Annotated in this window: 10 protein-coding genes and 1 tRNA gene; 8 read left to right on the forward strand and 3 right to left on the reverse strand. The window is 42.0% G+C overall.

What is annotated here, in order from left to right; genetic code table 11:
* From OQY15_RS03455 to OQY15_RS03465, 3 genes are all read right to left on the reverse strand, one after another.
* Nucleotides 1-987, reverse strand: a complete 987-nt coding sequence (locus tag OQY15_RS03455; RefSeq protein ID WP_265787794.1) for a xanthine dehydrogenase family protein subunit M — start codon at nt 985-987, stop codon at nt 1-3.
* Nucleotides 984-1,583, reverse strand: a complete 600-nt coding sequence (locus OQY15_RS03460) for a 2Fe-2S iron-sulfur cluster-binding protein (RefSeq protein ID WP_265787796.1) — start codon at nt 1,581-1,583, stop codon at nt 984-986. The genes OQY15_RS03455 and OQY15_RS03460 overlap by 4 nt, the downstream gene beginning before the upstream one ends.
* 107 nt (nt 1,584-1,690) lie before the next feature.
* Nucleotides 1,691-3,022 (reverse strand): sigma-54 dependent transcriptional regulator, encoded by a 1,332-nt coding sequence (locus tag OQY15_RS03465; RefSeq protein WP_265788357.1) that lies wholly within the window; start codon nt 3,020-3,022, stop codon nt 1,691-1,693.
* Between the two features lie 416 nt (nt 3,023-3,438).
* On the opposite strand from OQY15_RS03465, the gene OQY15_RS03470 reads away from it, so the two are divergent.
* The 8 genes from OQY15_RS03470 to OQY15_RS03505 all read left to right on the forward strand — a co-directional run bounded on the left by OQY15_RS03470 (nt 3,439) and on the right by OQY15_RS03505 (nt 13,322).
* Nucleotides 3,439-5,445: an HDIG domain-containing metalloprotein gene (locus tag OQY15_RS03470; protein WP_265788359.1), complete on the forward strand. Its 2,007-nt coding sequence runs from the start codon at nt 3,439-3,441 to the stop codon at nt 5,443-5,445.
* A 68-nt stretch (nt 5,446-5,513) separates the two neighbouring features.
* Nucleotides 5,514-5,600 (forward strand) — tRNA-Ser (locus tag OQY15_RS03475).
* 69 nt (nt 5,601-5,669) lie between these two features.
* Nucleotides 5,670-6,464, forward strand: coding sequence for a Fic family protein (locus OQY15_RS03480; protein ID WP_265787798.1), 795 nt, complete (start codon nt 5,670-5,672; stop codon nt 6,462-6,464).
* Nucleotides 6,465-6,587: 123 nt separating this feature from the next.
* Complete coding sequence (locus OQY15_RS03485) at nt 6,588-9,005, forward strand: outer membrane beta-barrel protein (RefSeq protein ID WP_265787800.1); 2,418 nt, start codon at nt 6,588-6,590, stop codon at nt 9,003-9,005.
* A 578-nt stretch (nt 9,006-9,583) separates the two neighbouring features.
* Nucleotides 9,584-10,504 (forward strand): DUF4625 domain-containing protein, encoded by a 921-nt coding sequence (locus OQY15_RS03490; protein WP_265787802.1) that lies wholly within the window; start codon nt 9,584-9,586, stop codon nt 10,502-10,504.
* Between the two features lie 320 nt (nt 10,505-10,824).
* On the forward strand, nt 10,825-11,211 hold the full coding sequence (locus OQY15_RS03495) for an FtsX-like permease family protein (protein ID WP_265787804.1): 387 nt from the start codon (nt 10,825-10,827) through the stop codon (nt 11,209-11,211).
* 183 nt (nt 11,212-11,394) lie between these two features.
* Nucleotides 11,395-12,879 (forward strand): PAS domain-containing sensor histidine kinase, encoded by a 1,485-nt coding sequence (locus OQY15_RS03500; RefSeq protein ID WP_265787806.1) that lies wholly within the window; start codon nt 11,395-11,397, stop codon nt 12,877-12,879.
* A gap of 5 nt (nt 12,880-12,884) precedes the next feature.
* Complete coding sequence (locus OQY15_RS03505; protein ID WP_265787808.1) at nt 12,885-13,322, forward strand: response regulator; 438 nt, start codon at nt 12,885-12,887, stop codon at nt 13,320-13,322.
* Nucleotides 13,323-13,377 lie beyond the last annotated feature (55 nt).

Consider the following 13,377-nt stretch of genomic DNA (forward strand, 5'->3'; position numbering starts at 1 on the left):
CTATCCCTTTATGCCCGAAGCTGTTTTTAAGGCCTGAACCATTGTGTTTGGAGCTAATTTCAGCTTGAAAGCGTTATGCTCATATGCTTTGGCACCTTTCATTGCCAGTTCGGCCGCCATTTTAAAATTCTCTACAGTAGCTTCTTTGCCTTTCAGCATCTGCTCTGCTTCTTTTAAGCGCCATGGTTTGTGCGCCACACCACCCATTGCCAGGCGGATATCCCTGATTGTTGTACCTTCCAAATCCAGCGCTACCGCTACCGATATCAATGCAAAGGCATAAGAAATCCTGTCGCGCACTTTCAGGTAGGTCGTATGTGCAGCAAAATTATTATCAGGAATATTGATCCCTGTGATGATCTCCTTTTTATCCAGTGTCGTATCCAGTTCAGGATGTGTGCCCGGCAAACGGTGAAATTCACTGATGGGAATTTTCCTGTCACCTTTAGGGCCAGACACTAAAATTACCGCATCCAATGCCGTCAAAGCGACATTCATATCACTAGGGTTAACGGCGATACAGGAACTGCTGGCGCCAAATATCGCGTGCATCCTGTTGTATCCTTCCATGGCCCCGCAACCAGATCCGGGTACACGCTTGTTGCAGGGTGCAGAGACATCGTAAAAGTATCCGCAACGCGTGCGCTGCAGCAAGTTACCGCCCATTGTTGCCTTGTTCCTTAGCTGCGCCGAAGCACCCGCAAGCATGGCCTGTGACAGTAGCGGCTGGTATTTCAGCACATCGGCATTCTCCGAGGCGACAGCATTTCTTACCGTCGCACCAATGTGCAGCAAGCCATCTTTCTTAGTAATCGTATCAAAATTCAGATGATTGACATCCACCAGTTTCTCCGGTGCCATCACTCCATATTTCATCAGATCAACCAGGTTTGTTCCACCGGCAATCAGTTTTGCAGCGGGATTCTTTGACAATTCAGTGATCGCTGCCAGGGGGCTGCTTACCCTTTTGTATTGGAAATTGTTCATATCTTGCCTCCCTCCTTCACTTCTTTAATTGCATTGACAATGTTGCCGTAAGCACCACAGCGGCAAATGTTTCCGCTCATAAACTCTCTTATTTCCATTTCAGAATTGGCATGACCTTCATTGATGCAGGCAATGCCGGACATGATTTGTCCGGGGGTACAGTATCCACATTGGAAACCATCATGTTTGATAAAAGCTTCCTGCATGGGATGCAGCTTATCTCCATCCGACAAGCCCTCAATTGTAGTAATTTTGGCACCGTCATTCATTACCGCGAGTTGCAGGCAGGAAAGCGTCCTCACACCATCTACATGGACAGTACAGGCACCACACTGGCCCTGGTCACATCCCTTCTTGGTTCCCGTCAGTTTTAACCGCTCCCTGAGAAGGTCGAGCAAGGTTGTTCGGGGTTCTACTTTTAAGTTATGTTGTTTACCATTGATCTCGATACTCAGCGGCATCTGTTCAATGGCTTCGGAAAGTCTTTCGTCTAATTTGAGATCAGATGCTTTAACTGCGGCTACCGGGGTTAAAGCAATGGCAGTGATCACAGATGACTTCTTGAGGAAGTCGCGGCGGGAATCTTTTTCTATCATTAGGGTACGTTATAGTGTTCGGTATGAACTACCAATTTCGAGCATTTGTTTGACCGAAAGACCTATAATAACAGAGAAAATACAGTATAGAATGAATCTAATTAGTTTTAGCTGATCTGATACTCTTCCAGTTTTCTGTAAAGTGTTGTCAATCCGATGCCAAGCAGTCTTGAGGTTTCGGTTTTATTATTCTGCGTATACTTTAATACTTTGAGGATATGCATCTTTTCTACCGTTTCCATTTTCATGGAATCGCCTTCTACAATGCCCTGATGAAACTCATAGGGGAGTAAGCCAGCTTCCAGCACAGCCTCATCTGCGAGGATCACGACCCTTTCAATCACATTTTTGAGTTCCCTGATATTTCCTTTCCAGGCATGGTTCTGCAGCAGCGTGATGAACTGCTTGTCCATCGTAAAATCAGGTTTATTCACTTTTGCTGAAAACTGCCTGAGGTAGTGGCCGGCGATCAGTGGGATATCCACCTTCCTGTCTTTCAGTGCAGGCAGTTCAATAGAAAATACAGAAAGCCTGTAATAGAGATCCAGCCTGAAACGTCCTTCCTCAGCTTCTGCCTTCAGGTCGCGGTTTGTCGCGGCGATGATCCTTACGTTAACTTTCGAGGTTTGGGTATCTCCAACCTTAATGAAGGTCTGGCTCTCCAGTACGCGTAAGAGTTTGGCCTGCAGATCGAGGCTCATCTCTCCAATCTCATCCAGAAATAACGTGCCTTCATTTGCCTCCTGCAGCAATCCTTTTTTATCCTTCAGTGCTCCGGTAAATGCCCCCTGTTTGTAACCAAAAAGCTCACTTTCCAGTAAGTCGGGATTAAAGCCACTGCAATTCAAAGCTACAAAAGGCTTTAATTTACGCGGACTTTCATAATGGATGGCCTGGGCAAAAACTTCTTTCCCTGTTCCCGTTTCTCCAAGCAACAATACGGTAGTATCCGTTGGTGCTACCCTCCTGGCCAGGTCGACCGCCTGCAGAATGGATTTGGATTGTCCGAGGATAGAGCTGAAGTCATATTGTTTCTGAATTTTGGACTCCAGTTCAAAGACACGGTACTGTAGTCTGGCCTTATCCATAGCTTTATAAACCAGAGGAATAATCTTATCATTATCATCACCTTTAGTGATATAATCAAAAGCTCCGTTTCTCATGGCCTTCACGCCATCCTGAATGGTTCCGAATGCGGTGAGACTGATCACCTCTGCATAGGGCTTCAGTTCTTTAATCTGTTTGACCAGCTCTATGCCATTGATATCGGGGAGTTTCACATCGTTGATCACTACCTGAATTTCATGTGCAGCAAGCGTTTTCAGTCCATCTTTTGCTGTATTGGCCTGAAAAACCGTAAAACCCTCCAGTTCAATTATTCTTGCGAGAAGGCTACAAATCTTTTTTTCGTCGTCAATAATCAGGACACTTTGCTGCATGGTTAAAAATTTCAGCAAAAATACTGATAATAACAATAGAATAGCCCGATAAAACAAAAGCTTCCATGGCTGATGGAAGCTTGTTATTGCAATTTTTTTTAAAAGGTTTTAGCGTACGTTCTTTTGTAAACGAGCCAGACCGATGATCCCTAATACTGAAGTTAAAACTACTGTAATCATACCGTTATTTTTTGGTTAGTAATCGAAGATAAATATTTTTTTAAATAATCCAAACAATTTTTATTCACGTTTGTATAAACTACACAAACTGCTTTTTCAGCGGTTTTTTTAAACGTTAGAATAGTGATCTTTTTTCCTATTTTTGACATATCAATTTAATCATTTTGGCGAAAATCAAAAAGAACTCTCACAGAATACTCTACAGAAAGTACTCCTCTAATATTAAATATATTATGATGGCGCTGACTGTGCTGATCATTACTTTTTTCTTACCCAAGCAGCCCCGGTTCAGATATGAATTTCAGAAAGGAAGGGTGTGGCTCAACAAAGACCTGATCTCCCCCTTCAGCTTTGCGATACTCAAAACCGCTCCGCAGGTAAGTACCGATAAAAAAGATGCACTGGCAAATGTGCTGCCGATCTATCGCTATAACCGGGATCTGTTCAACAGTGTTGAAGAAGCCTATACCAATGAATTTGATGTCAAATGGCGCGGCAATACCTTTCCTGAGGAAGCCAAGGAACCGACGAAAGCTGCCTCGCTGAAGCTGCTCAAAAGTATTTACGACAGGGGGATCATTGCAACGAACTCCAAACATGAGAAGGGCAGCAAGTTTTATGATATTTCCCTTCTGGACAATAATATCTCTACTACCGTTAGCACGCAGGATTTGTTTACGGTTCAGGGCGGACTGGATTATTTCAACAGCACTTTTACTTCCATCAACCTGAAGGAGAAGGAAGTGGTGATGAATCTGGTTGAAGACCACCTGCAGCCAAACATTGTATTTGATGAAAAGCTGACGGCGATTGTGCAGGACAATACGATCAACAGTCTTTCCACTACCCGCGGAATGGTGCAGAAGGGTGAGGTGATCATTGCCAAAAACAATGTAATTGATGACGAAGCTTATCAAAAGCTGCAATCATTTAAAGAAACTTATGAGGCGCAAACCAAAACAATCGGCGACAGCAAGCTGGTTTATCTTGGGCAGATTCTTCTGGTGGCCTTTGTATTAAGTCTGCAGATGGTATTCCTGAACTTATTCAGAAAAGATATCTTTGCTGATAACAGACAGCTTTCCCTGCTCCTGCTGGTGATTACCACCATGCTGCTGGCTTTAACCTGGTCGATCAAACTGAACCTACCCAACGTCTACTATATTCCTTTTTGTATCGTTCCCATTATTATCAGGATCCTCTTTGATACCAGGCTGGCGCTGTATCTCCATTTACTGGTGATCCTGATTGCAGGCTTTTTTGTACCCAACAGCTTTGAGTTTGTATTTTATGAAACTACTGCGGGAATGGTGGCGATCTACAGTATCCGTAACCTGATCAAGAGGGAGCAGCTGCTGCTTTCTGCAATGTTTATCCTCACGGCGTATTTTATCTGTTTCCTGGGTATAGCATTGCTGCGCGAAGGATCTTTCCAGGAAATCGAATGGATTAACTTTGTGCCTTTTGTAATCAGCGTCTTGTTATCATTACTTGCATATCCGCTGATCTATGCGTTTGAAAGGGTATTTGGCATTACATCCGATGTGGCATTGATAGAGCTGACCAATACCAATAATAAATTGCTGAGGGAGCTTGCTTTTAAAGCACCGGGTACTTTTCAGCATTCACTGCAGGTAGCGAACCTGGCTGAGGCTGCCATCTTTAAGATCGGTGGTAATTCATTACTGGTAAGAGCGGGTGCGCTGTACCACGATATCGGTAAAATTGAGAACCCACAGTATTTTATAGAAAACCAGAATACCTCGCTCAGTCCGCATGATAAGCTGCCTTATGAACAAAGTGCCCAGATCATCATCAAACACGTGCATAAAGGCATAGAAATTACGCGCAGAAACCAATTACCGGAAAGTGTGATCGACTTCATCAGAACGCACCACGGAAATACACGTGTGGATTTCTTCTACCAGTCTTTCCTGAAGAATTCTCCTGAGAAATTTGTGGACGAAAATATCTTCAGATACCCTGGTCCTATTCCATTTTCTAAGGAAACAGGGGTATTAATGCTGGCAGATTCGGTCGAAGCAGCCTCAAGAAGTATCAAAAATCCGGACGCTCAAAACATAAATGACCTCGTAGAACGCATCATAAATTATAAATTGGAACAAAATCAATTAGATAATTGCGATTTAACATTAAAAGATCTTGAAACTATCAAACTGATATTCAAGACCATGCTTATGAGCATCTATCATGTGCGTATAGATTACCTGCAAAACGTTTAAAATAATTTTTGTAAATATATTTCTATTACTATATTTGCAACCCCGGAAAACGGGTAACAATTTTAAACGGAGGGATGCCTGAGTGGCCGAAAGGAACAGTTTGCTAAACTGTCGTACTGGCAACGGTACCGAGGGTTCGAATCCCTCTTCCTCCGCTGAAATAGTAAAAAAAGGTTTAAATCTAGATTTAAACCTTTTTTTGTTTATAACTAATTCTAGTCTCAATGTTGACAAGAGAGGACTTACATATCATTCCTACTGATCTATTAGATCACTATAAAGATGTGGTTTCAGAAGAAGCTCTGTTAACTGCATTCAATCAATTGGAAGATGCTGAACTTTCAACAACTGAATTTAGCTTTTATACTTCAGTGGCTTCCGTGTATTCGAGCAAAATTGAGGGAGAAGCAATAGAGCTTGATTCCTACATCAAGCATAAGCGCTTCAATATTGAATTTCAGCCTGACTATACCCGTAAAATAGACGACCTGTATCTTGCTTATCAATTCGCCTCTCAAAATAGACCAGGGAAAGAGACGTTTGCTCAGATGCATATGATCCTGGCGAGACATATTGTCTCTACCAATTGGCTTGGTAAATTCAGAAATCAGAATATGTTTGTTACGACTAAAGACGGGCGTATCGAATATGTAGCAGCTACTCCAATTGAAGTACCGTCTGAAATGGACAAATTATACGCCGATCTTGAAATATTGCTGGGCGCTGAACTGACTATCTCAGAAACTTTCTTCTTTGCCAGCATGCTACACCTTGTATTTGTAAAGATACATCCCTGGAATGATGGAAATGGTCGTAGTGCCCGATTATTTGAAAAATGGTTCCTTGCACAGAAGCTGGGATATAAATCCTGGTTTGTTCAGTCTGAGAAATACTACTATACTCAGCATGAAACTTATTATAAAAACATAAGAGCATTAGGTCTGGAATATCCTGATCTGGATTATTCAAAAGCTTTACCGTTTTTGTTAATGTTACCAAAATCTGTAACGGATAAATAGTAAAAGCCAGTCTGTCTCGTCCTGGAAAAACTTTACTACTGTAACAATAACCAAGATGTTTGCAACATTTGGGAAACTGCTGCATCTATTTAGCAATGTTAATCATTGTAAGACATTTCCTTTATGACCAAGTATCTACTCTCCTTTCTCATTGCTTTGCAATGCAGTTTAAATGTTATCAGTTTAAAAGCGCAGGAAACCAAACACCTGATTGCTGGCACTGTGATAGACAGCCTTACCAATAAACCAGGCGAATTTTTTACGATCGCACTAAAAAACGATTCAGCGGTGCTAAAAAGTACAATATCTGATCAGCAGGGAAAATTCTCCTTTACAGGAATCCGCAGCGGGAAATATACCCTTGTCATCGGCTCAATAGGATATCAGTCCAGGCAAATAGTCAGCAACCTGAAGGGAGATGTAAATCTCGGCACGATCAACATGAGCGCAAGCGGCAACAAACTCGATGAAGTAGCAATTACGGGCAGCAAACCCCTGATCAAACAAGAGCCCGATCGTATCACATATGATATTCAGGCTGATCCGGAAAGCAAGGTGATGTCAGTGATGGATATGATGCGCAAAGTACCTTTGCTCTCAGTAGATGCAGATGATAACGTTAAGCTCAAAGGAACCGGGAATTATCGAATCCTGATCAATGGAAAACCCTCAGGGATTCTTACACGTGACCCTAAAGAATATCTCAAAAGTATGCCTGCTGCTGGTGTGCAGAAGATTGAAGTGATCACCACTCCCCCTTCCAAATATGAAAGTGAAGGATTGGCGGGCATCATTAATATCATGACCTCGAGGAAAGTGGAAAATGGTTATAATGGCAACCTGAATTTTCGCCAGCAGTTTCCTGGTGGTCCCAGTGGCAATATGAACGTTACTGTTAAACACAATAAACTAGGGGTAAATCTCTATGGAGGAACAGGCATCTGGAAAGTTGATGGGATCAAACTGACTGACAACAGAAACAGTCGCGGTACAGCAGTACCATCAAGCCTTAATTCATTAGGCTTTCAAAAAATTGATAACAAATGGGCATGGGGGGGCGGAGAAGTCAGCTATGAAATTGATTCGCTAAATCTGGTTACCGTTGAGATCAACCCATATGGCGGGCACAACCAGCAGGATCTGAATAACCGGTTTGTGATCACTGATGGCGACCTGCGTACTACGTATGACATGGATAGCCGCACCAGGTACGAATGGGGCGGAACTGATTATACGTTTAATTTTCAAAAAGGCTTTAAGAACAAAAAGGAGCACCTGCTTACGTTCTCCTACAAGTTCTTTGACAGTTCAGAGCCGCAGCTGAATGATGTGATGTTTAATAATCGAGTGAACTTTACAGGACCTGATTACAAACAGGACAATATCAGCAAATCAAAGGAGCAAACTGCCCAGATAGACTACATCAACCCTTTTAAAAAGCTTATTTTTGAGGCCGGGGCTAAAGCTATTTTGCGTAACGGACAGAGTGACTTCAAGTTTCTCAATTTTAACCAGTCGCAAAACGACTATCTGATTGATCCCGCACAAAGTAACCGCTATAGTAATGATCAGAACATCTATGGCATCTACAATACCTATACCCTGAAGCTTAAAGATTGGACAATGAAGGCTGGGGCCAGATTGGAGGGTACCTATGTAACCGGAAACTTTGAAAGCACAAATTCTACAGTGAAGTCAGATTACTTTAACCTGATCCCTTCAGTTTCCGTTAACCGTACCCTGAAGAACAGCCAGAGTATCAGTCTGGGTTTTACCCAACGCATACAGCGCCCTGCAATATGGGATCTTAACCCATTTGTAGATAAATCCAGGCCAAACTTCGAAACCTTTGGGAATCCAAATCTTGAGGCTACCCTCAGTAATAACTTTGAACTCACCTACAGTAATTTTAAAAAGGGCTCAGTCAACCTCAGCCTTAGCTACAACTTTGCCAATAACACGCAGCAACAGGTATTTGAATATATCGAGAGCCTTAACCTAACCAGAATTACCTCATATAACATCGGGAAAAACAAAATGCTGGGAACAAATGCCAATTTCACTTACCCCTTGACAGATAAATGGAACATGAACGTAAGTGCTAACCTGAATCATCTCTGGCTGGAGGGCGTAATCAATGGAGTTAATACCAAAAATAGTGGCATTACAGGGTACGCGAACTTAAATACCAGCTATAAATTTGAGAAACAATGGAAGGCGAGCCTCTCGTACAACTATGGCGCACCGGATGTATTACTACAGGGCAAGTCCAATTACTATTATTTTATAGGTTTGAGCGGCAGTAAGGACATCATTAAAGACAAGCTGACCTTCTCTGCCATGGTTGCCAATCCCTTCCAGCAATTCAGGACTTTCAGAAGTTACAGCGAAGGTGTGAATTTTACACAGGAACAAACGCGCGACAATCCTTTCAGGCGTGTTACGCTGGGACTGAACTGGAAATTTGGTAAGCTGCAAGGCGCAATCAAGAAAAGTGAACGCAGTATTACCAATGACGATACTAAAAAGGCATCTAATTAAATGAATGCCTTTTTAGTATCATAACAATTGTTCTGAGAGCATTCATACCTTGCAGATAATTTATTAAAATATTTGTCTCAAAATATCTTGATAATTAAAATAATTGATGCAACTTTGTAGCATATGTATAAGCAGATGCTCTCCTCTCCAAATAAAATTCATCGGTTCCTGTCGATGTTTTTGGTGATGCTTCTGCTTTTTATCTCCATTTTACAGCTTGCTCATGCCCACAAAGTATTTGCATTTGATAAACAGGATATTTCTACAGATGCTGTGTCTGCCGTTGAAAAGTGTGAGATATGTGATTTTATAATTCATAAACACAGCACTTATCTTCCTGTACATTTAGTACACAATGTTATTGTAGTTGCAACAAATGAGGTATCACCTCCATGCAGTTCCTATGTCTGTGATTACGAATGCACCCTCCAGGCTTTTAGCAATAGAGGTCCCCCAACATTACTTTCCTAAAACAGCTTTCTCTACTGAACGATTTTAACACCATTGCCGATCTCAATCAGCTTTGGAGTAATTCTAATGCATACTCATTTACAACTTTAACTATATTTTTTTTTAAGATGAAATCTTTAAAATCATTACTACTATTTCTTATTGCGTCCATGTTTTTCATCTCCTGTAAAAAAGACAGTGATGATCAGGCACTATCGGCACCAACGATTGCCAACCTGGAGATAGGATCAGGCAATAACGGTCAGGGCATCATTGGCAGAGACTTCCATCTGGATATGGACGTAACTGCCGGCGACAAGATCAACACTGTTCAGATCAATATTAGTCAAAAGACAGGCACTACCTATCCCTCCAATTGGTCATTTGAGTTGATCTGGACAGAATTTAAGGGTACAAAAAACACCAATGTTCACAAACATTTCACGATCCCGAAAGAGGCTCCTACCGGTGATTATGATTTCATTATTAAGGTCACGGATGAGAACGGAACAGTGCTGGAAGAAAAACACGCCATTAAACTGGTTACAGCCGAGAGTCTTCCTGTAAACCCAGAGCTATATTCACTGATGTTGCAGAAAGTGGATAAAGGTTATGTGTATATCCTCAACCGCGGATTTATGCTGGGTGAGGATAAAGGCTTCGCTAAAAATGAAAAATTAAAAGGATTTGTTGATATCAGCAAGGTAAAGGGTGATGGGGTGATGTATAACTTTTTGGTTAGGAAAAGCGCCGGGCACCTACCTGAATCTGTAGAAAAGATTGATTTTTCAAAAGTTATTGTAACCGACTTCAGGGAACATAGGGGCATGGTTGCTCTTGATTATTTTACAAATTACGTGGGTCTTCCGAATTTTAGCCCGAAGGAAATCCTGATAGGTGCATCAACAGACAATAATGTTTCTCCAGGTACAATTAGCGGAGACAAAACCTGGGTGAATGCTGAGTACTATTTTGGTGTGGTATATACCAATAAAACGTATAATATGAGCGTACATTACTACATCCCAGTGACTATGAAAGGGTTCTAACCTGATCACAAAAAGCTGCAATAGCTTTTGTTGCCAGAAAAAGCTATTGTATAAGTTAACCGATTGTTATGCTTGATATTGCAGGGTCAGTCTTGGGGAAGCTATCGGTATATAACCGGTATTTGGAAGGGGTTTGGAACGACTATGCAACGAGTTTCCGACGTGTTTGTTACGACAGTTAGTCGTTTGAAACACGCTGCAAACTTGTTGCACAGTCCTCTCAACTTCCGGTTATATACCCGTTAATGATCAGATATAGACCTAATATTAATATATTGAACACAACCATGAATTGGGTATAGTTCAGCTCCCTCACGAGGATGGCAGCCCTCGCAACTTACTTCTCCATTCTGGCTATCATGATCTCCAGCCTGGGCCTATTCGGTCTCGCAACATTTGCTGCAGAAAAAAGATTTAAAGAACTCGGCATCAGGAAAGTCCTGGGTGCCCGGACATTTCAACTCATCTATATCTTATCCCTCGATTTTATCAAACCAGTATTATTTTCTATAGTCATCTCCATACCAGTAACCTATATCATGTGTTCAAGATGGCTTTCCAGCTTTGCCTACCGCATAGATCTTCAATGGTGGTTTTTTGTTGCCGGTGCCATGGTCGCCATCTTTATTTCTTCAGCTACCATATTCTATCAAACGTACAGAGCCGCAACACTTACACCCATTTCTTCCCTTAAAGCTGATGGCTAAAACAACAAGACACCTTCAGTGTTTAAACATTTTAATTAATTATTATGTTACTGGTTTAAAAGTATAATTTTCCTGCAATTATAAAATTATACTTACTATAAATACACTTTTATTTGCCTAAAATTCAATATTATTAGCCTGCTCAGCATAGATTGTAAGTATATTTGCTTCCTAATTGATGAGATGACGAATAATCCTGAATTTTCCCAGCAACGCCTCTTTAATATGTTTCATGAAATTGAGGACTACGCTATTGTGCTTCTTGATGAGAAAGGGAACATTGAAAACTGGAATAAAGGAGCGGAGAAAATCAAAGGTTATACTGCTGATGAAATTCTGGGATCCAACTTCGAGGTCTTTTACACACCAGAAGATCGGGCAGCGCAGCTACCATCAAAGTTAATTAATGAAGCTGCCACCCATTCCAAAGTTACCCATGAGGGATGGAGGATACGTAAGGATGGCTCCAGGTTTTGGGCAAACATCCTCCTCACTGCCATTCACGATGAGCGTGGCAATGTCATTGGCTTCACCAAGATCCTGCGCGACCGCACTGCTACAAAATTGTCAGAAGATCAGTTACAAGTCTACGAAGACCGCCACAGTAAAATGATTTTGGAAATCACAGATTATGCAATCATTTTACTGGATCTCGATGGCAACATCGAAAATTGGAACAAAGGAGCAGAAAAAATAAAGGGTTATTCACCTGAGGAAATCATTGGTAAGAGCTTCCGTATCTTCTATTCTGCAGAAGACCAGGCCTCCAAACTTCCGGAGAGTTTTATTGAACTCGCTACAAACGAAGGCCGGGCGCAGGCGGAGGGATGGCGCTTCAGGAAAGATGGCTCCCGCTTCTGGGGATTAATCACCATCACCGCACTGCACGATTCCGCAGGTAATACAATAGGATTCTCCAAGGTGACCCGCGATCTTACCGACAAACTGATCGCTGAACAGGCGCAGCTGCAGCACATTGCCGAACTGGATCGTAAAAATAAAGAATTGGAACAATTCACCTATATTGCCTCTCATGATCTGCAGGAGCCGCTGAGAACAATTTCCAGCTTCAATGCCCTTTTCAAAGAAACCTACGGTGCCCAGCTGGATCAGAATGCGGGGATGTTCCTGGAGATCATTGACCAGGCAGCCAGCCGAATGACAAACCTGATACATGGCCTGCTGGATTATTCACGCATAGGCATCAAAAAGACAATTGTAGATATCAATTGTAATCAGATACTGGCAGATATTGAAATTGACTTCTTCCAGCTCATCGAAGAGACAGGCACCACGATCACTTATACCGATTTGCCGGTGATCCGCGGCTATGAGACCGAGATCATCCAGCTCTTTCAGAACATCATCAGCAATGCCATCAAGTACCGCTCAAAACTCCGCAAGCCCATTATTGAAGTCACCTGCCAGGAAGATGAAGATGAATGGACCGTCAAAGTGAGCGACAACGGTATTGGCATGGAACCTAAATATATCCATAAGATCTTCTTGATCTTTCAGCGTCTGCATAACCGGGACGAATACCAGGGCAATGGTATTGGATTGGCCAACTGTAAGAAGATCTGTGAATTGCACAAAGGTGATATCTGGGTGGAGTCTATACCAGCTGCTGGAAGTCAGTTTTATTTTTCAATATCAAAACACATATAATTTTAATGACAAAGTACAAAGGACTGGAATGCATCCTGTTAATTGATGATGATACCCCGACAAACTTTTTGCACACAATGATTCTCAAACGTGCCGGTATCGATGCCTTAGTCCAAACCCACACCTCCGCGATTGATGCCCTCGCCTATCTCACCAGCACCGGCCCCTACGAAGGGAAAAAGATGATTCAGCCGGGGATTATCTTTTTAGATATCAATATGCCTGCTATGAATGGCTGGGAATTCCTTGACGAATACGGAAAACTCCCTGAAGCACAAAAGGCGAAGATCACGATCATTATGCTGACCACGTCACTAAACCCCAGCGACAGAGAAAGAGCAGAAAGTTATGAGGATGTTGTTACCTATCTGCATAAACCTTTAATTCTTAATAACCTGCAGGAACTGGTTGCTCAATATTTTGAGCCTGTAGATGCAGAATAGTGCATCTGGTCTGAGAGGTCAAATATTGTCCAAAGCTTAAACGATATTAATCACA

This window comes from Pedobacter sp. MC2016-15, assembly GCF_026239695.1.
Lineage (GTDB): Bacteria > Bacteroidota > Bacteroidia > Sphingobacteriales > Sphingobacteriaceae > Pedobacter.

Coding starts and splice junctions, on each gene's coding strand:
- OQY15_RS03455 (WP_265787794.1), bottom strand. CDS start 987: ATGAACAATTTCCAATACAAAAGGGTAAGCAGCCCCCTGGCAGCGATC.
- OQY15_RS03460 (WP_265787796.1), bottom strand. CDS start 1,583: ATGATAGAAAAAGATTCCCGCCGCGACTTCCTCAAGAAGTCATCTGTG.
- OQY15_RS03465 (WP_265788357.1), bottom strand. CDS start 3,022: ATGCAGCAAAGTGTCCTGATTATTGACGACGAAAAAAAGATTTGTAGC.
- OQY15_RS03470 (WP_265788359.1), top strand. CDS start 3,439: ATGGCGCTGACTGTGCTGATCATTACTTTTTTCTTACCCAAGCAGCCC.
- OQY15_RS03480 (WP_265787798.1), top strand. CDS start 5,670: ATGTTGACAAGAGAGGACTTACATATCATTCCTACTGATCTATTAGAT.
- OQY15_RS03485 (WP_265787800.1), top strand. CDS start 6,588: ATGACCAAGTATCTACTCTCCTTTCTCATTGCTTTGCAATGCAGTTTA.
- OQY15_RS03490 (WP_265787802.1), top strand. CDS start 9,584: ATGAAATCTTTAAAATCATTACTACTATTTCTTATTGCGTCCATGTTT.
- OQY15_RS03495 (WP_265787804.1), top strand. CDS start 10,825: ATGGCAGCCCTCGCAACTTACTTCTCCATTCTGGCTATCATGATCTCC.
- OQY15_RS03500 (WP_265787806.1), top strand. CDS start 11,395: ATGACGAATAATCCTGAATTTTCCCAGCAACGCCTCTTTAATATGTTT.
- OQY15_RS03505 (WP_265787808.1), top strand. CDS start 12,885: ATGACAAAGTACAAAGGACTGGAATGCATCCTGTTAATTGATGATGAT.